At 69.7% G+C, this 23979-nt stretch carries 20 protein-coding genes and 2 tRNA genes; 12 read left to right on the top strand and 10 right to left on the bottom strand.

The annotated features are described in order from the left end of the window. Positions 1-279: 279 nt before the first annotated feature. From aceE to QYS60_RS03950, 6 genes are all read left to right on the top strand, one after another. Positions 280-3132: a pyruvate dehydrogenase (acetyl-transferring), homodimeric type gene (gene aceE / locus QYS60_RS03975; protein ID WP_040782636.1), complete on the top strand. Its 2853-nt coding sequence runs from the start codon at positions 280-282 to the stop codon at positions 3130-3132. Between the two features lie 49 nt (positions 3133-3181). Then, a complete protein-coding gene (locus tag QYS60_RS03970; protein ID WP_238586446.1) occupies positions 3182-4495 on the top strand; it encodes a CdaR family transcriptional regulator in 1314 nt (437 codons plus the stop codon). Positions 4496-4623: 128 nt separating this feature from the next. Continuing rightward, positions 4624-5541, top strand: coding sequence for an ACP S-malonyltransferase (locus tag QYS60_RS03965; RefSeq protein ID WP_371382490.1), 918 nt, complete (start codon positions 4624-4626; stop codon positions 5539-5541). Between the two features lie 117 nt (positions 5542-5658). Then, positions 5659-5937, top strand: a complete 279-nt coding sequence (acpM, locus tag QYS60_RS03960) for a meromycolate extension acyl carrier protein AcpM (RefSeq protein ID WP_003937073.1) — start codon at positions 5659-5661, stop codon at positions 5935-5937. A gap of 8 nt (positions 5938-5945) precedes the next feature. After that, positions 5946-7193 carry a KasA/KasB family beta-ketoacyl-ACP synthase gene (locus QYS60_RS03955; RefSeq protein ID WP_003937072.1) on the top strand — a complete coding sequence of 416 codons (1248 nt, stop codon included), beginning with the start codon at positions 5946-5948 and terminating at the stop codon, positions 7191-7193. A 99-nt stretch (positions 7194-7292) separates the two neighbouring features. After that, positions 7293-8726, top strand: coding sequence for an acyl-CoA carboxylase subunit beta (locus QYS60_RS03950; protein WP_289382094.1), 1434 nt, complete (start codon positions 7293-7295; stop codon positions 8724-8726). A 70-nt stretch (positions 8727-8796) separates the two neighbouring features. Here QYS60_RS03950 and QYS60_RS03945 read toward each other — a convergent pair whose 3' ends face one another. The 3 genes from QYS60_RS03945 to QYS60_RS03935 form a co-directional block, all read right to left on the bottom strand. Further along, entirely contained in the window at positions 8797-9306 is a 510-nt protein-coding gene (locus tag QYS60_RS03945) for a DUF3145 domain-containing protein (protein WP_371382489.1), read from the bottom strand. A gap of 103 nt (positions 9307-9409) precedes the next feature. Next, positions 9410-10240 carry a serine hydrolase gene (locus QYS60_RS03940; RefSeq protein WP_003937069.1) on the bottom strand — a complete coding sequence of 277 codons (831 nt, stop codon included), beginning with the start codon at positions 10238-10240 and terminating at the stop codon, positions 9410-9412. 37 nt (positions 10241-10277) lie between these two features. Continuing rightward, entirely contained in the window at positions 10278-11405 is a 1128-nt protein-coding gene (locus tag QYS60_RS03935; protein WP_371382509.1) for an NDMA-dependent alcohol dehydrogenase, read from the bottom strand. Positions 11406-11732: 327 nt separating this feature from the next. Here QYS60_RS03935 and QYS60_RS03930 point away from each other — a divergent pair, with 327 nt between their 5' ends. Together QYS60_RS03930 and QYS60_RS03925 are read left to right on the top strand one after the other, a co-directional pair. After that, the gene (locus tag QYS60_RS03930) at positions 11733-11936 is read left to right on the top strand and encodes a hypothetical protein (protein ID WP_003937067.1); all 204 of its coding nucleotides are present in this window, start codon (positions 11733-11735) and stop codon (positions 11934-11936) included. Positions 11937-12183: 247 nt separating this feature from the next. Then, positions 12184-13788, top strand: a complete 1605-nt coding sequence (locus tag QYS60_RS03925; protein ID WP_371382488.1) for an MBL fold metallo-hydrolase — start codon at positions 12184-12186, stop codon at positions 13786-13788. Positions 13789-14048: 260 nt separating this feature from the next. Here QYS60_RS03925 and QYS60_RS03920 read toward each other — a convergent pair whose 3' ends face one another. Then, positions 14049-14882 carry a class I SAM-dependent methyltransferase gene (locus QYS60_RS03920; RefSeq protein WP_040782667.1) on the bottom strand — a complete coding sequence of 278 codons (834 nt, stop codon included), beginning with the start codon at positions 14880-14882 and terminating at the stop codon, positions 14049-14051. 191 nt (positions 14883-15073) lie between these two features. On the opposite strand from QYS60_RS03920, the gene QYS60_RS03915 reads away from it, so the two are divergent. Continuing rightward, the gene (locus tag QYS60_RS03915) at positions 15074-15685 is read left to right on the top strand and encodes a sigma-70 family RNA polymerase sigma factor (RefSeq protein WP_003937064.1); all 612 of its coding nucleotides are present in this window, start codon (positions 15074-15076) and stop codon (positions 15683-15685) included. A gap of 53 nt (positions 15686-15738) precedes the next feature. Here the strand turns inward: QYS60_RS03915 and QYS60_RS03910 are convergent, their stop codons facing one another. Then, on the bottom strand, positions 15739-16203 hold the full coding sequence (locus tag QYS60_RS03910; RefSeq protein WP_003937063.1) for an ArsI/CadI family heavy metal resistance metalloenzyme: 465 nt from the start codon (positions 16201-16203) through the stop codon (positions 15739-15741). A 189-nt stretch (positions 16204-16392) separates the two neighbouring features. Here QYS60_RS03910 and QYS60_RS03905 point away from each other — a divergent pair, with 189 nt between their 5' ends. Beyond that, entirely contained in the window at positions 16393-17133 is a 741-nt protein-coding gene (locus tag QYS60_RS03905) for a PIG-L deacetylase family protein (RefSeq protein ID WP_003937062.1), read from the top strand. Between the two features lie 18 nt (positions 17134-17151). Here QYS60_RS03905 and QYS60_RS03900 read toward each other — a convergent pair. Further along, positions 17152-17225: transfer RNA gene (locus tag QYS60_RS03900), tRNA-Ile, on the bottom strand. A 213-nt stretch (positions 17226-17438) separates the two neighbouring features. Beyond that, a tRNA-Asn gene (locus QYS60_RS03895) sits at positions 17439-17511 on the bottom strand. A 158-nt stretch (positions 17512-17669) separates the two neighbouring features. Between QYS60_RS03895 and QYS60_RS03890 the strand changes: the two genes are divergently transcribed. Beyond that, on the top strand, positions 17670-17903 hold the full coding sequence (locus QYS60_RS03890) for a hypothetical protein (protein WP_371382508.1): 234 nt from the start codon (positions 17670-17672) through the stop codon (positions 17901-17903). Between the two features lie 16 nt (positions 17904-17919). On the opposite strand, the gene dnaG is transcribed toward QYS60_RS03890, so the two are convergent. From dnaG to QYS60_RS03875, 3 genes are read right to left on the bottom strand one after another with little or no spacing between them, the layout of a single operon-like run. Next, positions 17920-19842, bottom strand: coding sequence for a DNA primase (dnaG, locus tag QYS60_RS03885; protein ID WP_371382487.1), 1923 nt, complete (start codon positions 19840-19842; stop codon positions 17920-17922). A 17-nt stretch (positions 19843-19859) separates the two neighbouring features. Continuing rightward, positions 19860-21131, bottom strand: a complete 1272-nt coding sequence (locus QYS60_RS03880) for a deoxyguanosinetriphosphate triphosphohydrolase (RefSeq protein WP_003937059.1) — start codon at positions 21129-21131, stop codon at positions 19860-19862. 11 nt (positions 21132-21142) lie between these two features. Then, the gene (locus QYS60_RS03875) at positions 21143-21832 is read right to left on the bottom strand and encodes a YdcF family protein (protein WP_052033979.1); all 690 of its coding nucleotides are present in this window, start codon (positions 21830-21832) and stop codon (positions 21143-21145) included. A gap of 85 nt (positions 21833-21917) precedes the next feature. On the opposite strand from QYS60_RS03875, the gene QYS60_RS03870 reads away from it, so the two are divergent. After that, entirely contained in the window at positions 21918-23930 is a 2013-nt protein-coding gene (locus QYS60_RS03870; protein WP_371382486.1) for a TPM domain-containing protein, read from the top strand. The last annotated feature ends 49 nt before the right edge of the window (positions 23931-23979 follow it).

Here is a 23979-nt window from a genome sequence, read left to right as displayed (position 1 = left end):
TCGGGGAGCTCAACGCAAGCCGAACCGCACGGAAATTCTCGAGAATCTTCCGGGGACGTTACCGCGAGAAGCGTCACACTGCCGACCCGCCGCGCGGACCCGAACCGTCCGGATACCCGCCCTGCGCGCGTTGTACACCCGGGGGGATGCCTCCTACCGCGGGATGGGGGAAGATGAGCAGTGCATCTCGTTCAGATGTCGATGAGTCGGCTCCCACAAGAGCCGGCCCTACGGAGCGGGCGCCACACCTGCGCGCCCCACCACGATGAGGAGCAGACGTTGACAGACCTGATCCACGAGCCCGATTCCTCGACGAGCGCCGCCACACCGGGCGCCTCGGAAGCGGGATCCTCGCCGAACACCACCGGGGCCACCGACGGCCGCGTGCGGGTCATCCGCGAGGGCGTGGCCTCCTACCTGCCGGACATAGACCCGGCCGAGACCACGGAGTGGCTCGAGTCCTTCGACGGGCTGCTCGAGTCCGCCGGTCCTGCGCGTGCCCGGTACCTGATGCTGCGCCTGCTCGAGCGCGCCGGCGAACGCCGTGTGTCCATCCCGGCCCTCACCTCGACCGACTATGTGAACACCATCCCGACCGAGAACGAGCCGTGGTTCCCCGGCGACGAGGAGGTCGAGCGCCGCTACCGCGCCTTCATCCGGTGGAACGCCGCGATCATGGTGCACCGCGCACAGCGTCCCGGTATCGGCGTCGGCGGCCACATCTCCACCTATGCGTCCTCCGCGGCACTGTACGAGGTGGGCTTCAACCACTTCTTCCGCGGTAAGGACCACCCCGGCGGCGGTGACCAGATCTTCATCCAGGGGCACGCCTCCCCCGGCATCTACGCTCGCGCCTACCTCGAGGGCCGCATCCCGGCCGAGCAACTCGACGGGTTCCGCCAGGAGGCCAGCCACGCCGACCAGGGCGGCGGCCTGCCGTCCTACCCGCACCCGCGGCTGCTGCCCGATTTCTGGGAGTTCCCGACGGTGTCGATGGGCCTCGGGCCGATGAACGCGATCTACCAGGCGCGGTTCAACCACTACCTGCACGATCGCGGCTTGAAGGACACCTCCGACCAGCACGTGTGGGCGTTCCTCGGCGACGGTGAGATGGACGAACCGGAGTCGCGGGGTCTCGCGCACGTCGCGGCGACCGAGGGTCTGGACAACCTCACGTTCGTGGTCAACTGCAATCTGCAGCGCCTGGACGGCCCGGTCCGCGGCAACGGCAAGATCATCCAGGAGCTGGAGTCGTTCTTCCGGGGAGCCGGCTGGAACGTCATCAAGGTGGTCTGGGGCCGGGAGTGGGACACCCTGCTGCACGCCGACAAGGACGGCGCGCTCGTCAATCTGATGAACGTGACCCCGGACGGCGACTACCAGACCTACAAGGCCAACGACGGCGCGTTCGTCCGTGAGCACTTCTTCGGCCGTGATCCGCGCACGAAGGAGCTGGTCAAGAACCTCAGCGATCAGGAGATCTGGAATCTCAAGCGCGGCGGCCACGACTACCGCAAGATCTACGCGGCGTACGCCGCGGCCATGGCGCACAAGGGTCAGCCGACGGTGATCCTGGCGCACACGATCAAGGGATACACCCTCGGTAAGCACTTCGAGGGCCGCAACGCCACGCACCAGATGAAGAAGCTCACGCTCGACGACCTCAAGTACTTCCGCGATCTGCAGCGCATCCCGATCTCGGACGCCGAACTCGAGGCGAACCCGAAGATGCCGCCGTACTACCACCCGGGCAACGACTCGCCGGAGATCCAGTACATGCTCGAGCGGCGCCGCGCGCTCGGCGGGTTCCTGCCCGAACGTCGCACCGCCGATGCTCCGCTGCCGCTGCCCGGGGACAAGACCTACGAGGTGGTCCGCAAGGGGTCCGGCAAGCAGCAGGTGGCCACCACCATGGCGTTGGTGCGCATCATGAAGGAGCTGCTGCGCGACAAGGAGATCGGCCCGCGCATCGTGCCGATCATCCCGGACGAGGCCCGCACGTTCGGTATGGACTCGTGGTTCCCGTCGCTGAAGATCTACAACCGCAACGGCCAGCTGTACACGTCGGTCGACGCCGAGTTGATGCTCGCCTACAAGGAGAGCGTCGCCGGGCAGATCCTGCACGAGGGCATCAACGAGGCCGGGTCCACCGCCTCCTTCACCGCTGTCGGCACCTCGTACGCCACGCACGGGCTGCCGATGATCCCGCTGTACATCTTCTACTCGATGTTCGGCTTCCAGCGCACCGGCGACGGCCTGTGGGCGGCGGCGGACCAGATGGCCCGCGGATTCGTGCTCGGCGCGACGGCCGGCCGCACCACCCTCACCGGCGAGGGTCTGCAGCACGCCGACGGGCATTCGTTGCTGCTGGCGTCGACGAACCCGGCGGTGGTGTCCTACGATCCTGCGTTCTCCTACGAGCTCGCGCACATCGTCAAGGACGGTCTGCGCCGTATGTACGGCGGCACGGAGGGCGTCGACGGGTTCGGTGGCGAGAACGTCTTCTACTACATCACCCTCTACAACGAGCCGTACGTGCAGCCGGCCGAGCCGGAGAACCTCGACGTCGAGGGCCTGCTCAAGGGCATCTACCTGTACCGCCGCGGTGAGGGCGCCGGGCCGAAGGCGCAGATCCTCGCCTCCGGGGTGCTCATGCCCGAGGCGTTGCGGGCTCAGGAGATGCTCGCCGACGAATGGGGCGTGGCCGCAGACGTGTGGTCGGTGACCTCGTGGGGCGAGCTGCGCCGCGACGGCGTCGAATGCGAGCGGCAGGCGCTGCTCGACCCGGGCGCCGACGCTCCGACGCCGTACGTGGCCAAGGTCCTGGCCGACGCCGCCGGGCCGTTCGTGGCCGTCTCCGACTGGATGCGTGCCGTACCGGACCAGATCCGGCAGTGGGTACCGGGCGACTACACCACCCTCGGCGCCGACGGGTTCGGGTTCTCCGACACCCGCCCCGCCACGCGCCGGTTCTTCAACATCGACGCGGAGTCCACGGTGGTCGCGGTGCTCGCCGCCCTCGGCCGGGACGGCGCTGTCGATCGCGCGCAAGCGGTCGAGGCCGCCCAGCGATACCGGATCGACGACGTGGCGGCCGCACCGGAGCAGACCTCGGATCCCGGCGTGGCCTGATCCGAACCGCTCTGCCGCGGGCGACGGGCCGCGGGCGTAGTTTCGTCCCATGGTCGCAGAACCCGCAGAGCCGCGTCCGAAGCGCGCACCGGGCGTCCCTACGGGGCGTCCGGTGCCGCCGGCGCGGCCTGAGCGAGATCCCCTGCCCGATGCGCTCCTTCGTCGGGTCAAGCAGTTCTCCGGACGGCTGTCCACCGAGGCCGTGCACTCCATGCAGGAGCAGTTGCCGTTCTTCGCCGATCTCGACGCGTCGCAGCGGTCCAACGTGCAGCTGATCATCCAGACGGCGGTCGTCGACTTCCTGGAATGGGTGCGCAATCCCGACAGCGATCTGCGGTTCAGCTTGGACGCGTTCCAGGTGATCCCGCAGGACCTGGCGCGGCGGCTGACGTTGCGCCAGACCGTGGACATGGTCCGCGCAGCCATGGAGTTCTTCGAGCAGTGGCTGCCGGCCCTGGCACGCAACGAGCAGCAGCTCGTCGCGCTCACCGAGGCGACGCTGCGCTACGGCCGGGAACTCGGATTCGCCGCGGCCTCGGTGTACGCGAGCGCAGCGGAGTCCCGCGGTGCCTGGGACACCCGCCTCGAGGCCCTGGTCGTCGACGCGGTGGTCCGTGGCGACACCGGTTCGGACATGCTTTCGCGCGCCGCGACGCTGAACTGGGATGCGACGGCGCCGGCCACCGTGATCATCGGTACACCCCCGCCGAACGAGGGGGTGTCGGTCGTGACGACCGTGCACTCGATCGCGCAGCAGCACGGCCGGGCGGCGCTGGCGGTGGTGCAGGGTGAGCGGCTCGTGATGGTGGTCAGCGGCGAGCTGCACGGGAGCATCGAGGCGATGACGTTCCGGTCCGAGCTGATGCGCAGCTTCTCCGACGATCCGGTGGTGATCGGTCCCACCACGCCCACCCTCGCGTCGGCGCATGCCTCGGCGGTCGAGGCGATGGCCGGGATGGAAGCGGTGGCCGGCTGGCGGGGTGCGCCGCGGCCGGTGCATGCGGCGGAGCTGCTGCCGGAGCGGGCCCTGCTCGGCGACGCGGGAGCGATCGCCGCCCTCGAGGACGAGGTGGTGGCTCCGCTCACCGAGGCGGGTGTGGCGCTGGCCGACACCCTCGACGCATACCTCGACTGTGGGGGTGCTGTCGAGACCTGCGCCCGACAGCTGTTTGTTCATCCAAATACCGTGCGGTACCGACTCAAGCGCATCACAGAAGTCACCGGCCGGGACCCGACGAATCCCCGTGATGCGTACGTGTTGCGGATAGCGGCCACCGTGGGAAGGTTGGCTCGAAGTCATAACGAATTGCGGACTCCAGTCCCACCTGTCTCCCGTTTCACATTGCGCGAACCGGGCGCGTAACAGGGGGCGGCACTTCGTCGATGGTGAACGCCGACGTGCAGTTTTGTTGGAACCCTACAAAACTGCACCCGAGAGTTCATCCCTACCGACATCTCGCAGGGGTGTCCCCAGGGTGTTCCCTGATCATCGTGATTTCGCTGCTCGCCCCCGGTCAGGGGTCCCAGAAACCCGGCATGCTCGCCTCCTGGTTGGAGCAGACCGGCGCCCGCGATCGCGTCCAGTTGTGGTCGAAGGTCTCAGGCCTCGACCTCGAACGCCTCGGCACCACGGCGACGGCCGAGGAGATCACCGATACCGCGGTGACCCAGCCGCTGGTCGTCGCGACGGCACTGCTCGCCTACGAGGAGCTCGAGTCCCGCGGCCTCGTCCCGGACGACACGATCGTCGCCGGGCACTCGGTCGGTGAGCTCGCCGCCGCAGCCATCGCCGGCGTCATCAGCGCGGACGACGCGGTCATGCTCGCTGCCGTCCGCGGCGCCGAGATGGCCCGGGCGTGCGCGCTCGAGCCGACCGGCATGTCGGCCGTGCTCGGCGGCCGGGAGGACGAGGTGCTCGCGCGGCTGGCCGAGCTGGACCTGACGCCGGCGAACGTGAACGCCGCCGGCCAGATCGTCGCCGCCGGCCGCCTCACAGCGCTCGAGGAGCTCGCGGCGAATGCTCCGGTGAAGGCCCGGATCCGGCCCCTTCCGGTCGCCGGGGCCTTCCACACCGCGTTCATGGCCCCGGCCCAGGAAGCCGTCGCCGAGGCCGCGGCGAAGATCGTCCCCAGCGATCCGACCCGCACACTGCTGTCCAACTCCGACGGGGCGCCCGTCGCCTCCGGAGCGGACGCACTGACCAAGCTTGCCGCACAGGTCACCCGACCGGTGCGCTGGGACCTGTGCACCGCGACCCTGCGCGGGGCCGAGGTCTCGGCGGTCGTGGAGCTTCCCCCGGCCGGCACCCTGGTCGGCATTGCCAAGCGTGAGATGCGCGGCACGCCGACCACGGCACTCCAGACCCCTGAGGACATCTCAGCGCTGGCCGAATCGATCAGAGTCGGTTAGTTTGCTGCGCGCGCGTCGCGCAGTACGGGACCTGCCCTCGACGGGCACCCGGAATCCGGGCGGAACCCTCCACCCGGTCCGATCACAGCAAGACGAAACGAAGAAGGGAGCCACGACGTGGCCGCCACCCAGGAAGAAATCATCGCCGGTCTCGCGGAGATCATCGAAGAGGTCACCGGCATCGAGCCCTCCGAGGTGACCGTCGAGAAGTCGTTCGTCGACGATCTCGACATCGACTCCCTGTCCATGGTGGAGATCGCCGTGCAGACCGAGGACAAGTACGGCGTGAAGATCCCCGACGAGGACCTCGCGAGCCTGCGCACCGTCGGTGACGCCGTCGCCTACATCCAGAAGCTCGAGGCCGAGGGCGTCCAGGCCACGAACGACAACGAGTGAGCCCAGCCGTGACTTCCGCCTCTCCCCGCACAGGGACATTTCCCAACGTCGTCGTCACCAGCCTCGCGGCCACGACATCGATCGCAGGTGACGTGGATGCCACGTGGAAGGGCCTGCTCGCCGGTGAGAGCGGGATCGACACGCTGACCGGATTCGTCGACGAGTTCGACCTGCCGGTTCGCATCGGCGGCAAGCTCAAGACGAGCCCCGACGAAACCCTCTCGCGCGTCGAGATCCGCCGGATGAGCTTCGTCGAGCGGCTCGCGCTCAACCTCGGCCGCACCGTGTGGGCGAATGCCGGCAGCCCGGAGGTCGACCGCGAACGCCTCGGCGTCGTCGTCGGCACCGGTCTCGGTGGTGGCGAAGCGCTCATCGACGCGGTCGACAAGCTGCGCAGCGACGGCTACCGCAAGGTGTCTCCGTTCGCCGTGCAGATGGTCATGCCGAACGGCCCGTCGGCGACCGTGGGTCTCGAACTCGGCGCGAAGGCCGGCGTGATGACGCCGGTGTCCGCCTGCTCGTCCGGCAACGAGGCCATCGCCCACGCCTACCGGATGATCGCGATGGGCGACGCCGACATCGTCGTCGCCGGTGGCGTCGAGGGCCAGCTCGACGCGGTTGCCACCGCCAGCTTCGCCATGATGCGGGCACTGAGCACCCGCAACGACGATCCGCGTGGGGCGTCGCGTCCGTTCGACAAGGACCGCGACGGTTTCGTCTTCGGCGAGGCCGGCGCGCTGATGGTGCTCGAGACCGAGGAACACGCCAAGGCTCGCGGCGCCACCATCCACGCCCGCCTGCTCGGCGCCGGCATCACCTCGGACGGATTCCACATCGTGGCGCCCGATCCCGAGGGGACCGGCGCGGCACGCGCCATGACGAAGGCCCTCCGCGGCGCCGGCCTCGCGCCGGCCGACATCGGATTCGTCAACGCGCATGCCACGGCCACGCCCATCGGTGACATCGCCGAGGCGAAGGCGATCAATGCCGCGGTCGGCAACCATGCCGCGGTCTACGCACCGAAGGGTGCCCTCGGGCATTCCATCGGTGCGGTCGGTGCGCTGGAAGCGGTCCTGACGGTCCTGAGCCTGCGGGACGGGGTCATCCCGCCCACGCTCAACGTGGACAGCCAGGATCCAGAGATCGATCTCGACGTCGTGAAGGGCGAAGCCCGATACGGCCAGATCGATTTCGCGCTGAACAACTCGTTCGGTTTCGGTGGGCACAACGTTGCGCTCGCGTTCGGCCGGGCCTGACCCGACCGGACTTCGCTCGCCGTCGGGGTGGGGATCTCGTCACGAGATCCCCACCCCCGGCGCCCATCCCCCGCTCTTGCCTTGTCCGAGGAGAACGCGATGACCGTCCTGGAACCTGCTCAGACGCGCGACGCCGCCGTCGACCCCCGCGATCCGCTCCGGCGGCTCGAGCGGCTGTTCGACGCGGGCACCCTGAGCCTGCTGCACCCCCGGGACAAGTCCGGCATGCTCGCCGCGATCGGTTCCATCGACGGTGTCCGGACCGTCGCGTACTGCTCCGACGCCACCGTGATGGGTGGCGCCATGGGCGTGGACGGCTGCAAGCACATCGTCGACGCCATCGACACCGCCCTCGAGCAGGACATCCCGATCGTCGGGTTGTGGCATTCGGGCGGTGCCCGGCTCGCCGAGGGCGTCGACTCCCTGCACGCGGTCGGCTTGATCTTCGAGGCGATGGTCCGCGCCTCCGGCCGGATCCCCCAGATCTCCGTCGTCCTCGGGTTCGCGGCGGGCGGCGCCGCCTACGGACCGGCGCTCACCGACATCGTCATCATGGCGCCCGAAGCCCGCATCTTCGTCACCGGCCCCGACGTGGTGCGCAGCGTCACCGGTGAGCAGGTCGACATGGAATCCCTCGGCGGTCCGGACACCCACACCAAGAAGTCGGGCGTCGCGCACATCGCCGCCCACGACGAGGACGACGCCCTGCACCGAGCCCGGCGCCTCGTGTCGATGCTCGCCGAACAGGGCGAGTTCGACCTCGACGCCGCCCGTCGCGGCGACACCGACCTGCGGGCGCTGCTGCCCGAATCCCCGCGCCGCGCCTACGATGTCCGCCCGATCCTGCACGAGCTGCTCGACAACGTCGAGGGCGAGTCCAGCTTCGAGGAGCTGCAGGGCGGATGGGCCCGCAGCGTCGTCACCGGTTTCGGCCGTCTCGGCGGCCGCACCGTCGGCGTCATCGCGAACAACCCATTGCGCCTCGGTGGCTGCCTGGATTCCGTCAGCGCCGAGAAGTCCGCGCGCTTCGTGCGCCTGTGCAATGCGTTCGGTGTCCCTCTCGTCGTCGTCGTCGACGTGCCCGGCTACCTGCCCGGCGTCAGCCAGGAATGGGAGGGTGTCGTCCGTCGCGGCGCGAAGCTGCTGCATGCCTTCGCCGAGTCCGAGGTGCCCCGCGTGACGCTGGTGACCCGGAAGATCTACGGCGGCGCCTACATCGCGATGAACTCCCGGGCACTGGGTGCGACCGCCGTGTTCGCCTGGCCTGATGCCGAGGTCGCCGTGATGGGTGCCAAGGCCGCGGTGGGGATCCTGCACAAGCGGGCTCTGGCCGCGGCACCGGAGGAGGAACGCGAAGCCCTGCACGACCGTCTCGCTGCCGAGCACGAGGCGATCGCCGGCGGCGTCGGCCGGGCGATGTCGATCGGTGTCGTCGACGAACTCATCGATCCGGCGACGACCCGCAGCACGCTTGCTCAGGCGCTCGCGGCGGCTCCGGCGCGTCGTGGCCGGCACAAGAACATCCCGCTGTAGACGGCTGCGCCGCCGGTGCGTCCTTTGGGTTGTCCCAGCAGCCCGAAGGACGCACCGGCCGCGTAGCGGCCTATCCCACGTTCCGGCGCAGCCAGGTCACCTCGGCACCCTCGCCGCCGCTGCGGTAGGGCTCGAGGGCCTCGTCCCAGGCCGTACCCAGCACCCGGTTCAGCTCCTCGACGAGGTTGCTGCCGCCGGCGAGCAGTGACCGCAGCCGCATCTCGCCGACCACGACGTCCCCGTTCGCGCTCGTGTTGCCCCGCCACAGTCCCAGTCCGGGCACGTGACTGTAGCGCTCGCCGTCGACGCCGTCGCTGGGGTCCTCGGTGATCTCGAAGCGGATCATCGGCCACACCCGGAGGGCGTCGACGAGGCGTGCGGCGGTCCCCACGGGACCCGCCCAGTTCACAGTGGTGCGTAGTTGTCCGACGTCGACCGGTTGACCGATCCAGGAGAGGTCCGGACGGCAATCGAGGGTGGCGGCCAGTGCCCATTCGATATGCGGGCAGACCGCAGCAGGCGACGAGTGGATGTAGACCACCCCGGTCGTCGCATCCGCGAACTGGTTCGACGCACGCACTACACACCTCCACTTCGACGAGGGACGTCTTCCCCAACGGCCTGAGATCGAAGCGGTCGCGCGTGGCGACAGGGGACAGTCTGCCTGTGTTACTCCTGTTTCGCTAGAGAACGGATGAGGAATTTGAGAATTGGGTGAGAACGTCGTCCGAGAGAGCGGGCCACCGTGGTTTCGCCCAGTCGCCGAAAGCCCTGTCCGTCAGCACGACACACGCGATCTCCGCGCGGGGATCGACCCACAGGAATGTACCGGACTGACCGAAGTGCCCGTACGTTTCGGGCGAATTGGCCGAACCGGTCCAGTGCGGGTCCTTCCGGCCGCGGATCTCGACACCGAGCCCCCAGTCGTTGGGCTTGTGCATCCCGTATCCGGGCACGATCCCGTCGAGACCGGGGAACTGCACCCGGGTGGCCTCCTCGAGGGTCTGCGCCGACACCAGACGGGGCGCGAGCAGTTCCGCGGCGAAGTGGGTCAGGTCGGCGAGCGACGACTGCCCTCCGTGCCCGGCAGGTCCCGGCAGCGACGACTCCCGCATGCCGAGCGGCTCGAAGACGGCCTGGGTGAGGTATTCGGGAAACGGGATGCCCGTCTCACCCTCGACGAGCTCCGCGAGGATCTCGAAGCCCGCGCTCGAGTAGATCCGTTTGCGGCCGGGCTCCGTTTGCGCCGTGCGTTCGTCGAAAGCCAGTCCCGAAGCGTGCGCCAGCAGATGGCGGACGGTCGACCCCGACGGGCCGGCGGGCTGATCGAGCTCGAGCGCGCCCTCCTCGACGGCGACGAGGACCGCGTAGGCGACGAGCGGCTTGGTGACCGATGCGAGACGGTAGAGCCGCAACTGGTCGCCGTGCTCTGCGACGACACCGCCGGCGCGGGTGAGAACCGCGGCGGCGGCGTGGTCGACAGGCCAGTCGGAGATCGCGTCGAGGCTGTTCACGTACCCAGCCTAGAAGACGGCACCGGTGGCCGCGGAATCACCGATCGGCGTCGGTGTACCGGATGACGCCGCGGATGTTCTTCCCGTCGAGCATGTCCTGGTAGCCGTCGTTGACCTGCTCGAGGGTGTACGTCCGGGTGACCATGTCCGCGAGGTTGAGGTGTCCGGCCTTGTACATCGCGAGCAGGTTCGGAATATCGACCCGCGCATTGCAGCCGCCGAAGATGTTGCCCTGCAGATCCTTCTGCAGCATCGCGAACAGGAACGCGTTCAGCTTCACGTCCATGTCCGTCATGTGCCCCATCGCGGTGACCACGCAGCGGCCGTTCTTCGCCGTCAGCTGCAGAGCCTCCTCGACGTACTCACCGCGCATCTCGCCCACGGTGATGATCGTCTTGTCCGCCATGCGTCCCCACGTGGTCTCCATGATCGGCATGAGCGCCTCGGCCATCGACGGGTAGGCGTGGGTCGCGCCGAACTTCAGGGCCTGCTCACGCTTCCACGGCACGGGGTCGATCGCGAAGATCTGCCGTGCTCCGGAGACGACGGCGCCCTGCAGCGCACTCATTCCCACGCCCCCCACGCCGATCACGGCGACGGCCTCACCGGGCTTGACGTCGGCGACGTGGGTGGCCGATCCCCAGCCGGTGGGCACGCCGCAGCCCACGAGGGCGGCCAGCTCGAACGGGACGTCCTTGTCGATCTTGACGACCTGAGTCTGGTTGACCGTCATGTAGGGCGAGAAGGTGCCGAGCAGGCACATCGGAATCACGTGCTGTCCGCGCGCGTGGATCCGGTAGGTGCCGTCGGAGATCGCCATCCCGCTGAGCAGCCCGGCGCCGAGATCGCACAGGTTCGAGTGGCCGGTGGCGCACGACGGGCAGCGCCCGCACGCCGGAATGAAGGAAAGGACGACGTGATCGCCGACCTCGAGGCCCACGACGCCGTCTCCGACCTTCGTGATGACGCCGGCCCCTTCGTGCCCGCCCATCACCGGGAAGGACGGCATGGGCGTCGCTCCCGTCACGATGTGGTGGTCCGAGTGGCACATGCCCGCCGCCTCCATGCGGATCTGCACCTCACCCGCGACCGGGTCACCGATCTCGATTTCCTCCACCGACCACGGCTCGTCGAGACCCCACAGGATCGCGCCCTTGGTCTTCATCTGCATCGCCCTCCGTCACAGTGCGTGTGTACGCATGTGACCATAGCCACAAGACGACGAAATTGGAACAGGTTCTATTGCCGACCCGGCACGGCGGGACGGACGACCGGCGCCGGGTAGGGACTTGCGTCCCGATGTCGCCCGCCGGCTCGCCCCGCCGGCCCGGGCCGGAGGTTCGGCTGACGATCGAGCGGCGATGCGGCCGGGCACGCCGCCGGCGCGGTGGAACCGGACCGATCACGCGAACAGGACGTCGACCAGGGTGAATCCCAGGGTGAAGATCGAAAACCGCGTAACCCTCCCCCGGGCAGCAGCGGTGTAGACGGCATGAACGTGATCGCCTCGCTGCTCGTCGCGTGGGTCGCCGTCGCTGCGGTGGTGGCCACGATCGTCGGGGCAGCGATCGCCCTCCGGGCCGAGCATCGGTCCCCGCGGCCCGGTCCGATGCAGCCGAAGGGGCTCAGACGACGCCCCCACCGTGCGGCACGTGCCGAGCGGCCGCGCACCGTGTGTGCGGAGCTGCGGGACTGACGCGACGGACGGGGCGCCGATCCGAGGTGGCGCCGAGCGTCGGGGTGCTCGACGCCACCACGATGTCCATCGGGCAGGCGCCGACGGGTGTGACAGCGGCCGGGGGTGAGATCCGGGGTGATATCCACGGTCGGCGCGGGCCCGAGGTCGTCCTCGACTACTCGACCTGCCCAAGCTGGTCCGGCCGACCCGGATGTTCGGATAGCTTGACTGTGGTACCCGCGATTCCATGCCGTAGGAGCTACGTGTGGCGCACTATCCGACTCTCGTCTTCCACGGTGCCGCACAGACGGTCACCGGCTCGTGCACGGAGATCGCACTGGACTCGACGCGGATCCTGGTGGACTGTGGCCTGTTCCAGGGCTCACGCAGTCTCGAAGAGCTGAACTACGGCGACTTCGCGTTCACGCCGGACGAAATCGACGCCGTCGTTCTCACCCATGCCCACATCGATCATTGCGGTCTGCTGCCCAAGCTGGTGGCCCAGGGTTTCGACGGGCCGATCTTCTGCACCGGCCCGACCACCGACCTGCTCGAATTCATGCTCGCCGACGCCGGGCGTATCCAGGAGTTCGAGGCCGAGCGGCGGAATCGGCGACGCGACCGCACGCGCGGGAGGAGGTTCGTCCCGCTCTACACGGAGGCAGACGCCCTCGCTGCCTGGGGACAGGCCCGCCCGGTGGCGCTCGAAGAGTGGTTCGAGCCCGCCGCGGGCTTTCGCGCGAGGTTCTGGAACGCCGGGCACATACTGGGGGCCGCATCGGCGGAGATCGAAGCGGGGGGTGTGCGCCTGCTCTTCTCCGGTGACCTCGGTCCCGCCCAGAAGGCATTCCATCCCGATCCGACCGGCCCCTCGGGACCGGACCATCTCGTCTGCGAATCCACCTACGGAAACCGGACCCGCGTGCGGATGACGATCGAGCAACGGCGTGACCTGCTCGAAGAGGAGATCGCCCGTGCGGTCGGGCACGGCGGCAACCTCGTCGTCCCCGCCTTCGCGCTGGAACGGACCCAGGAACTGCTGCTCGACATCGCCCACCTCGTCGACGAGAACCGCATCCCCGCGGTACCGGTGTTCGTCGACTCACCGCTCGCCAACCGGGCGACCTCGGTGTTCGCCGCGCACGCGGGCGAACTCGAGGATCTCGAGGGGAAGAACATCTTCCGCCATCCCGCGATCCACTACGTCGACGACGCATCCACCTCCAAGCGGATCAACGACGTCTCGGGAGCGATCATCATCGCCGCCTCGGGAATGTGCGAGGCGGGGCGCATCCGTCACCACCTGAAGCACAACCTGCACCGCCGGGATTCGACGATCCTGTTCGTCGGTTTCCAGGCGCAGGGTTCGCTCGGCCGCGTGATCCTCGAGGGTGCGAAGCGCGTCCGCATCTCCGGTCAGGACATCGACGTGCGGGCGCAGATCCGCCGGATCGACAGCTACTCCGCGCACGCGGATCAGACCGAGCTCTTGGACTGGATCACGGCACGCGGTCCCGTAGCAGGCAGCCTGTTCCTCACCCACGGCGAGCCGGAGGCCGTTGCGGAACTGGCCGAACTGGTGCACGAGCTCGACCCTTCGCTGTCGATCGTCACCCCGGAGATCGGGGAGAGCTACCTGGTGGCGCCCGGTACCCCCGCGTCGCGGATTCAACCTGCTCGCGCGGACGTCGCTCGGTTGATCGGCCGCGACTGGCAGAACGACTACGCCGAACTGGCAGTGAGCCTGAAACAGCAACTCGGACGCATCACGGATGCGGAATCGCGCCGGAGGGCCGTCGCCGAGATCCGCGAGATCCTCGACAGCTACGCAGATGTCCGCCCCGCACACGGCGTACGGAAGCGGGACTGAGCCGGATCCACACCCTCACCGACGCGCCCGAATTGCTCGATTCGGGACCTTCTACCCTGCCCGACCGGGCCGTTTTCCTTCACATCCGCTCACACGCCACCTACGCTCGGATCCGGCCACGATCCCCCTGCACAGTGGCCCTGCCCCGCCGGCGACGACGCGCGAAGCCGGCGGGGCCTCGCCTTCTCCTTCGGCACCGCTGCTGCGGCCGCACGAGAACGCCGCGGCGCTGCGGTGAAAGCCCACACCGACCCGGTCGGCTATCTCTTGCGGGCGGTGAGCAACAGGTACTCGGCGTCGTACGCGGTCCGGCCGGGCTGCCCGGCCCGGTTCCACGCGGTGAGGAACTGCAGAAATTCCCGGTCCAGGTCTGCGATCCGCTCCGGGTCGTTGAACCGGTACACCGCGATCGTCGGACCGTAGTTGCGCTTCCAGTATTCACGGAACTCGATCGGCTCCGCGCTGTGGTCCATCACCACGCTTCGGCGATCCATGCGCACATCGATGATCCGATCACCGAACAACTCCCGGACGTGCTGCTCGTCGCCCCACATCGGGGGCGGCGTAGCGCCCGCCGGGGGTGGCGGCGCATACGGGGCCATGAGCCGGAACAGCTGACCGATGAAGCCCTTCGGCGTCCAGTTGATCATCCCGAGCGTCCCACCCGGCCGGCACACCCGCAGCAGTTCGTCGGCGACGGCCTGGTGATGTGGTGCGAACATCGCGCCCACGCTGGAGAGCACGACGTCGAAGCTGCCGTCGGGGAACGGCAGGGCCTCGGCGTCCGCCTCCACCCACTCGACGTCCACACCCCGCTCCGCCGCGGCTCTGCGGCCCGCGACGAACAACTCCGGCGTCAGGTCCGCGGCGGTGACGATCGCGCCCCGTTCGGCAGCCGGGATGGCAGCGTTGCCGGATCCGGCGCCCACGTCGAGCACTCGCCGGCCCGCTGTCACCCCGGCCGCGGCGACGAGCGTCGGCCCGAACGTCGGAATCAGGTCGGCCGCGACCGCCGGATAGTCCCCGGCCGCCCACAACGCCCGGTGCCTGGCCTTCAGCGCCCGGTCTGCGTCACGTTCCACGATGCCGGTCATGATCACTCCTTCGTCCGATGCTGCGGGATCGTGTGTCCCGTACTGGCACCGACACAGACGGCGCCGCCACCGCAAGGACGCAATCCAGGCGGAGTGTGCAGGCACCGACGTGGAATTGCGTCCTTTCACCGGTACCGTCGTCTGTGAAGGGACACCGCCCGTACCGCGCCCCCTTCCCGGAGGACCACACCATGACCACGGCATCCCTCAGGTCCGCGACGGACGCGGACGCCCTGACCACCGAAGCCGTCTGGCGCGAGTTCGGTGCGCAGCTCCGCGTCTTCGTGCAGCGGCGGATCGCCGATCCGGACCGCGCCGACGACGTGCTCGGCGAGATCCTGCTGCGCGTCCACAAGAACCTCGGCCGGGTCGAGGACCGCGAGCACCTGATCCGATGGGTGTACCGGATCGCCCGCACCGCGATCATCGACGACTACCGCCGGGCCGCCCGGGATCGCGACCGGCTCGCGCCGCTCGTCGACGACGCACCCGACCAGGCCGGACAGGAGTGGGACGACACGACGACCGCCCAGCGGGAGCTGGCCGCCTGCCTGCGTCCGCTGCTCGAGGGGCTCTCCCCCGAGCAACGCCGAGCCGTCGAGCTGACCGACCTGGAAGGACTGACGCAGGCCCGCGCCGCCGCGGTCGAAGGGGTGTCGCTGTCCGGAATGAAGTCCCGTGTCCAGCGAGGCCGGCGGAAGCTGGCCGAGTTGCTCGGACGATGCTGCGCCCTGACCCTCGATGCGCACGGGATGCCGATGGACTACACCGCCTCGACCGACTGCCGGTGCGCCGGCGCCTGAGGGCGCGTGCGCCCGGTGTGCCGTCGCGGGACGGCACACCGGGCGAGTTCCGATCAGCCGCAGCAGGCCCCCGCGGTGGGGCTGTCCTCACTCGCGCATGCGACCGCACACGCCGAACCCGTCAGCCCGTCCGGGTTGGCGGGATTGTCGTCGGTCACGGCGTAGTACTCCCACCATCCGTTGGGGACGTCGGGCGCGTCGACGAACACCTTGTCCTGCACGGCATGGCAGCACAGATCCTGCTCGGCGATCGTGGCGGTCAGTCCGGAGTCCCGGAACCGGGCCAGCGCTCCGGACACCTCGTCGGGGCCGTCCGCCTCGATCCCCAGGTGGTTCAGGCGTTCGCGCGCACCGGGATTCTCGATCAGCACCAGCTTCAGCGGCGGATCCGCGATCGCGAAGTTGGCATAGCCGGGGCGCTGTTTGTGCGGGGACACCCCGAACAACGCGGTGTAGAACTCGGTCGCCGCGGTGATGTCCTCGACGTTGAGAGCGAGCTGAACTCGGGTGGCAGACATGGTGGTCACTCCTCGAAATCGGGACACCGGCCCGGGAATCCACCGTGGATCCTCGTCACCGTGTGTCCTCCCTACTGACGACCGTCGCGCCGGACGGACGCAGCCGGCGTCGTTCGCTCGGAGAATGCGTCCTTCGCCGCGGTGCGACGTCCGAAAGGAAACTCGGTCACCGACTCGAAAGGATCCGTCGTGAACACCACATCCACCACGCTGCCCGAGAACTGGAACCGCGCGATGGCCATCGTCGCTCATCCGGACGACCTCGAGTACGGCGCGGCCGGCGCCGTCGCCCGCTGGACCCGTTCGGGCAAGGCGGTGGCCTACGTCGTCGCCACCGACGGCGAGGCCGGCATCGACGGCCGCACCCCCGCCGAGGCGGCACCCCTGCGACGCCGCGAGCAGCTCGACGCCGCCGCCGTCGTCGGCGTCGAGGACGTGACGTTCCTCGGATACCGCGACGGCGTCGTCGAATACGGACTCGACCTGCGCCGCGCCGTCGCCCGCGAGATCCGGAGGTTCCGGCCGGACGTGCTGATCACCGCCACGTACGAGCCCACCTACGGACTGGACGGCGGGCGCATCGTCAATCAGGCGGACCATCGCGCCGTGGGCCTGGCGGTACTCGACGCCGCCCGCGACGCCGGCAATCGCTGGATCTTCCCCGAACTGCTCGACGAGAACCTGCCTCCGTGGAACGGGGTCGGCCACGTGTACCTGATGGGTGCGAACGAGCCGTCGCACGCCGTCGACGTCACCGAGAGCCTCGACACCGGAATCGAATCACTGCGCGCCCACCGGTCCTACCTGGACGGGCTGGGCCGGGACTTCGATCCTGCGGCGTTCCTGCGCGAGTTCACCGCGGCCGCCGGAACCCGAATCGGCGTGCGGCACGCCGTCGCCTTCCAGCAGATCCGGCTCCAGGGGGTGTGACGGCCGGAGCGGGAAAGGTGGGGCGGGCGGGGCTCGAACCCGCGACCAATGGATTATGAGTCCACGGCTCTAACCGACTGAGCTACCGCCCCGTCCGCGCGCATCCGAAGGTACGCGACGTGTGCCGAATGCTACCGGCTGCGACGACCGGTCCCCGTCGTGGGTCGCCCCGTGTCGCCGGGAGCAGGCCGCGCCGCGGCGGCACAGTGGGGCGTGTAACTTCCGTCACACCGGCCACGGTTCGTGCCGGCCGGGACGAGAAAACCCCTCCCACCCGAGATCGGGTGGAAGGGGTTTTCCGGAAGCTCCCCCGGCTGGACTCGAACCAGCAACCGTTCGATTAACAGTCGAATGCTCTGCCAATTGAGCTACAGGGGATTGTCCTGCGTGCCCCGCCGTTTCCCGCGGTGCGTGAAGAACTGTAGCGCCCCACCCGACGCGGCACCAAATCGCCTGCCTGCGAGCCCTGGGACGTGGATCGGGCAGGATGGGTGGGACGCTGACACGGCTGAACGGAGACGACGTTGATCGGACTTATGGTGGGGGTTGCCGCGGGCTACGTCCTGGGGACACGGGCGGGCCGCGCCCGATACGAACAGCTCAGCAGGACGGCGAAGGCGGTCGCGGGTAGTCCGGTGACAAAGAAGGCGATCGAGGTGAGCAGGCAGAAGCTGGCCGACTCCCTGAGCCCGGAGCCGAAGCTCGAACCGATGAAGCCGCTCGACGAGCAGACCACGATCCTCGTCCCCCGCGACCAGTTGCGGCGGTGACGCGGGTGGCGTGAGGTCAGCCGGCCAGGCCGTCGCCGCTGGTGTCGCCGATGGCCTGGTCGAGCAGGCTGCGCCGATACTGCTCGAGTGCGACGAGGTCCCCGAGCAGTGAGTGGAACTCGTCGGATTCGGTGGCCGGGGAGATGCGCTGCAGTTTGGATTTGAGTTCGGCGACCTGCTCCCCCACCCAGACCTCCTGCAGTCGCGCGAGGACCCCGCCGATGTAGCGGGGCATCCGGTCGTCCTCCGCGGGCAACGGGTCCACCGCGAGTTCCATGACCAGTGAGTGCACCACGGGGTCGGTGGCAGCGCGCCCGACGGCGTCGACCCACTCCGCGCCGCCGAGACCCGCGCCGGTCCCGCCGGCCGCGGCCACGGCTTCGCGGACGGCCGCGTAGGCCGGATCGGTGAACGTCTCCGCGGGCAGCGAATCGAACACGGTGCCGGCGATCCCGGGGTACTGCAGCGCCGCCTTGAGGGCGTCGCGCTGCGGCCACAGCGCGGGATCGTCGGGACGCGGCCGGCGCAGGACCGCCTCCGCGGGACCCGCCTCCGCCCGCTGGTGCGGCGCGGCGGTGCGTGCCTTCTCGTCGCCGCCGCGCGCGACGCGCCGGGACTCCTCCTGCACCCGCCGGCGGACGGCCGGAATGTCGTCCCAGCCCACCCAGTGCGACAACTGCACCGCGTAACTGTCGCGCAGCGTACGTTCCTTGATCCGGGCCACCACGGGAACCGTCCGGCGCAGCGCCTCCACCCGGCCCTCGGCCGTGTCGAGGTCGTGCTCGGCGAGAATCGACTTGACGACGAACTCGAACATCGGGGTGCGCCGGGCGACGAGGTCGCGCACCGCCCCGTCACCGGACTTCTGCCGGAGCTCGCACGGGTCCATGCCCTCGGGTGCGATCGCGACGAAGGTCTTGGCCGTGGTCTTCTGGTCGCCCTCGAATGCCTTCATCGCCGCAGCCCGGCCGGCAGCGTCGCCGTCGAAGGTGTAGATGATCTCACCACGGAAGTAGCTGTCGTCCATGAGCAGTCGCCGCAGCATCGCCAGATGCTCGTCGCCGAATGCGGTGCCGCACGCGGCGACTGCGGTTTTCACGCCCGACAGGTGCATTGCCATGACGTCGGTGTAACCCTCGACGATCACCGCCTGGTGCGCCTTGGCGATCTCCCGCTTGGCCAGGTCCAGTCCGAACAGCACCTGGGACTTCTTGTAGAGCAACGTTTCCGGGGTGTTGACGTACTTGGCCGCGAGCGTGTCGTCGTCGAACAGGCGACGGGCACCGAACCCGATGACGTCACCGGCGAGGTTGCGGATCGGCCACAGCAGCCGCCGGTGGAACCGGTCGATGGGCCCGCGACGTCCCTGTTTGGACAGCCCGGCGGCCTCGAGCTCGGCGAATTCGAAGCCGCGGGAGAGCAGGTGCCTGGTGAGAGCATCCCAGCCGGCGGGAGCGTATCCGCACCCGAACGTCTCGGCGGCGGCTTCGTCGAAGCTGCGTTCGGTCAGGTAGTCCCGCGCCGCCTGGGCGTCGGGCGTCCGCAGCTGCTCGGCGTAGAACTCCTGCGCGGCCGCGTTGGCGGCGACGAGCCGCGCGCGGGTGCCGCGGTCGCGCTGCACCGACGGCCCGCCGCCCTCGTAGTTGAGGGTGTAGCCGACTCGGTCGGCGAGCTGCTCGACGGCTTCGACGAAACTGATGTGCTCGATCTTCTGCAGGAACGAGTACACGTCGCCACCCTCGCCGCAGCCGAAGCAGTGGAAGTGGCCGTGGTTGGGACGGACGTGGAAGGACGGGGACTTCTCGTCGTGGAAGGGGCACAGCCCCTTCATCGAATCGGCGCCGCCGCGCCTGAGGGCGACGTACTCGCCGACGATGTCTTCGATCCGGACGCGGTCACGGACGGCCGCGATGTCCCTGTCTGAAATTCGCCCGGCCACGACGACGAGTCTAGGCGCTACCCCCAACTCGCCTGCGCGGCGAGGCTGTCGCGGTCGATCCGCTCGAGCCGGGACTCGGTGCACGAGGCGATCTGGTCGACGATCACCCGCATGCGGGCGGCGTCGTCGGGCGCGGCGTCCCACAGGGGGACGAAGAACGGGTCGAGGCCGACGGGAGCCGTGCGCTCGAGCCATTCGGCGACGCGGTGGATCCGTTCCCGCTGCCGTTCCTGACGCTGCCGGTGGGCGGCATCGGACATCACGAACTGCAGGGCCATGGTCTTGAGCAGGGCCACCTCGGACGCGACGACAGGTGGGACGACGAGGTCGGCGTCGTAGCGGGTGACCGGGCGATCGCCGGTGACGGCGCGAGTGCCGATGATCGCGGCCGTCGCGAAGCGGCCGACGAGTTCGCTCGTGAGCCGCTTGAGCGCCACCGAACACGCGAGGCTGCCGTCGTAGGTGTCGACGGCCTGGACCACCGGCATCTGCGACAGCCGCTTCGAGGCCTCCACCAACTCGTTCGGGTCGAGACCGGAGAATTCACGCATGCCGAGGTCGACGAGGGTGTTCACCGACGCCGGGTCGGTGAGCACGCGCAGGTCGATCCGTCCGTCGATCACGCCGTCCTCGACGTCGTGGACGGAGTAGGCGACATCGTCGGACCAGTCCATGATCTGGGCTTCCAGACACTTGTGCCGGTCGGGCGCGCCGTCGCGCACCCAGTCGAGGACGTCGGCGTCGTCGTCGTAGGCGCCGAACTTCGCGCCGGGCGCCGGGCGGGTCCACGGGTACTTCAGTGTCGCGTCGAGGGCCGCGCGGGTGAGATTGAGACCCGCGCTCGTACCGTCCGGGTGGACGATCTTCGGCTCGAGGCATGTGAGGATCCGCAGGTTCTGCGCGTTGCCCTCGAACCCGCCGCACCCGGCGGCCACCTCGTCGAGGGCGCGTTCGCCGTTGTGACCGTAGGGCGGGTGCCCGATGTCGTGCGCGAGGCCGGCGAGGTCCACCAGGTCGGGATCGCAACCGAGTCCGTCGGCGATGCTGCGGCCGATCTGGGCGACCTCGATCGAGTGGGTGAGGCGGGTGCGCGGAGTGTCACCGTCGCGGGGACCGACGACCTGGGTCTTGTCGGCGAGCCGCCGCAGGGCGGCGCTGTGCTGGACCCGCGCGCGGTCCCGCGCGAACGGCGTACGGCTCGCGGTCGCCGGCCCGGCACCGGCGAGCGCCGACACCTTCGGGACCTCGGCGACGCGCCGTTCGAGGTCGTGTTCGTCGTAGCCCGGCATCACGTCCTCCTTCACTGTGCGGCCGTGTAGGGGAAGTCCGCGGAGTCGTGGGTGAGCTGGTACCAGATCAGCGCGCCCGTCTCACGGGCGATCCCGTGCAGCTGCGACTCCCGGGTGTACACGGCGGGGCCGGTGCGGGTCGGCGCGGTCCACGCGTCGAGACCGGCATCGCGGGCCATGGTGCGAGTTCGCAGCGAATGCCACGGATCGCTCACCAGCACCGCGGAGTGCAGTCCCTGCGCGCTCATCTCGCGGCTGACCGCCTCGACACTGAGCAGCGTGTCCGAGCCCTCTTCGACCGCGGTGATCGCCGACTCCGGCACACCCTTGGCGACCAGATAGTTCTTGCCGGAGGCCGCCTCGGTGAACAGGTCACCCTCCTGCTTCCCGCCGACGGTGACGATCCGTTCGGCCACCCGGTTCTCGTACAGCGCGAAGGCCTGGTCGAGGCGGGCCTGGAACACCGACGAGGGGGTCCCGGAGTACTGGGCGGCGCCGAGCACGACGATGGCGTCGGCCGGGCTCCGGTCGTCGATGCGCGCCACCTGCCACACCCGCACCGCGGTCCCGGCGAGGACCGCGATCGCCGCGAGCACCACGCCGAGCACCAGCCGGCGCGTCCAGCGTGCGACGCTCGCCCCGAACCCGCGCCGGGTTTCGGGGAGGGGCGGGGCTGGGCGTGTACGGGCTGCGGTACTCACTCCCCGATTCTGCCAGTGTTGCGTGCGCGCCCACCCGGCGACGCGCCACGGGCGACGACGCATGCGAGCCGATAGATTCGGACGCATGTCACCGTATCCGGTCGTCGTCCGGCCACGTTCGGTCCGTCCGCTCCACCGTTCGCTGTCGCTGTCGGTGCCGGTCCTGCTCGCGGCGCTGCTCTGGTTGCTGCTGCCCGGTTCGGCGACGGCCGAGCCACCCTTCCGGCTCCCGCAGCCGGTCACCGACACGGCCGGCGTGCTGGATCCGGCGGCGACGGCGCAGATCGAGCAGGCGGCGGACGCGCTCTACGCCGAGCACGGGGTGCAGTTGTGGGTGGCGTACGTGCCGACGTTCTCCGGGCTGTCGTCCGACGACTGGACCGAGCGGACCGCGCAGGCCAGCAATTTCGGGACGGACACCGCCCTGCTGGCCGTGGCCACGCAGGACCGCGAGTACGCGCTGTGGACGCCGAACGCCCTGTCCGGGGTCACCGCGTCCGAGCGGGACGCCATCAGTACGGAGCGGATCGTGCCGCAGCTGCGGAACGAGAACTGGTCCGGCGCCGCGGTGGCGGCTGCCGAGGGCCTCGACGGGGCGTTGTCGACCTCGGGTTCGGGTTCGGGCACGACGCTGCTCGTGGGGGGCGGGGTCATCGCCGCCGGCGCAGGCGGGGTGTACCTGTACTCCAAGCGCGCCAAGCGCAAGCGGGCCGAGGCGGGCGCCCGGGCGGCGGCGGACACCGACCCGACCGACACCGACGCGCTGAGCGCACTGCCGCTCGAGGGGCTCGAACTGCACGCCCGGAAGATCCTGGTCGAGACCGACAACGCGGTCCGTTCGAGCTACGAGGCGCTGGAACTGGCGCGCGGGGAATTCGGCGACGGCGCGGTTCAACCGTTCGACCACGCCTACCGTCAGGCGCAGTCGGCCCTGGCGTCCGCGTTCGAGATCCGGCAGCGGCTCGACGACGCCATCCCCGAGACGCCTCAGCAGCAGCGCGAGATGCTCGTGCAGTTGATCTCGTCGTGTGGGCGCGCGGACCGGGAACTCGACGCGCAGGTCGAAGCGTTCGACCGGATGCGCGATCTGCTGCTCGATGCACCCGCCCGACTCGACGCACTCACCCAGCGCGCGATCGCGTTGCGGGCGCGCCTACCCCAGGCCGAGGCGACGCTGGCGGACCTGCGCACGGAGTTCCCGGCCGGCGCGCTCGCCCCGATCACCGACAACGTGGCGCTGGCCCAGGACGAGATCGAGTTCGCCGAGAAGTCCGTCGACCGAGGCCGGACCGCGGTGGCGCGTCCCGTCGGCGAGCAGGGCGACGCCGTGCGCGCCATCCGGGAAGCGGAAGGCGCTCTCGGACACGCGACGACGATGCTCGACGCGATCGACCACGCCGCCGACGACATCCGGCGGGCGATCGCGACTCTGCCGGCGGCGATGGCCGACGCCGCGCAGGGCATCGCCGACGCCGAACAACTCGCGGCCACCGGGGGCGTGGAACTGGCCGAAGCCCGCAAGGCCGCGCAGGAGGCACTCGACCACGCCCGGGCGGCGATGAACACCGATCCTCTGGGCAGCTTCACCCGGGTCGTGGAGGCGGACGCCCGCCTCGACGCGCTGCGGGCCCGCACTCGGCAGGCACAGGAGGAGGCACAGCGCACCCGTCAGCGTCTCGAGCAGGATCTGACGGCCGCCCAGTCCCAGGTCACCGCCGCCGCGGACTTCATCGGGACGCGGCGCGGCGTGATCGGCGCCGAAGCCCGCACCCGCCTGTCGGAGGCGCAGCGTCATCTGCAGGCCGCGCAGCAACTCGCCGCGCACGAACCGGGCCGGGCGCTGCAACACGCTCAGGCAGCGGGGACTCTCGCGGCAAATGCGCTGCGTGCAGCGCAGAACGACGTGCAGCGCTGGGACCGTCAGCAACGTCCGCCCCGCGGCGGCGCATCGGGCGGCAACATCGCCGGTGCGGTGCTCGGCGGCATCCTGATCAACAGCGTCCTGACCGGTGGCCGCGGGGGCTTCGGCGGCGGGGGCTTCGGCGGCGGCGGCTTCGGGGGCGGCGGCTTCGGGGGCTCGAGCGGGGGGCGGTTCTAGTCGCGACCGCGCAGTGAGTGGGGGCCGCCTCGCGCGAGGCGGCCCCCAC

Origin of the sequence: Rhodococcus sp. GXMU-t2271, assembly GCF_041414735.1 — a bacterium.
Lineage (GTDB): Bacteria > Actinomycetota > Actinomycetes > Mycobacteriales > Mycobacteriaceae > Rhodococcus > Rhodococcus indonesiensis.
This window is presented reverse-complemented; position numbering and strand designations above follow the sequence as displayed.

What these genes read in the sequence shown, in the direction of transcription:
- QYS60_RS03890 (WP_371382508.1), top strand. Translation starts at nt 17,670, where the DNA reads ATGGTGGGGGTTGCCGCGGGCTACGTCCTGGGGACACGGGCGGGCCGC.
- QYS60_RS03935 (WP_371382509.1), bottom strand. Translation starts at nt 11,405, where the DNA reads ATGAAGACCAAGGGCGCGATCCTGTGGGGTCTCGACGAGCCGTGGTCG.
- QYS60_RS03950 (WP_289382094.1), top strand. Translation starts at nt 7,293, where the DNA reads ATGACCGTCCTGGAACCTGCTCAGACGCGCGACGCCGCCGTCGACCCC.
- QYS60_RS03915 (WP_003937064.1), top strand. Translation starts at nt 15,074, where the DNA reads ATGACCACGGCATCCCTCAGGTCCGCGACGGACGCGGACGCCCTGACC.
- QYS60_RS03930 (WP_003937067.1), top strand. Translation starts at nt 11,733, where the DNA reads ATGAACGTGATCGCCTCGCTGCTCGTCGCGTGGGTCGCCGTCGCTGCG.
- QYS60_RS03870 (WP_371382486.1), top strand. Translation starts at nt 21,918, where the DNA reads ATGTCACCGTATCCGGTCGTCGTCCGGCCACGTTCGGTCCGTCCGCTC.
- QYS60_RS03880 (WP_003937059.1), bottom strand. Translation starts at nt 21,131, where the DNA reads ATGCCGGGCTACGACGAACACGACCTCGAACGGCGCGTCGCCGAGGTC.
- QYS60_RS03970 (WP_238586446.1), top strand. Translation starts at nt 3,182, where the DNA reads ATGGTCGCAGAACCCGCAGAGCCGCGTCCGAAGCGCGCACCGGGCGTC.
- QYS60_RS03920 (WP_040782667.1), bottom strand. Translation starts at nt 14,882, where the DNA reads ATGACCGGCATCGTGGAACGTGACGCAGACCGGGCGCTGAAGGCCAGG.
- QYS60_RS03910 (WP_003937063.1), bottom strand. Translation starts at nt 16,203, where the DNA reads ATGTCTGCCACCCGAGTTCAGCTCGCTCTCAACGTCGAGGACATCACC.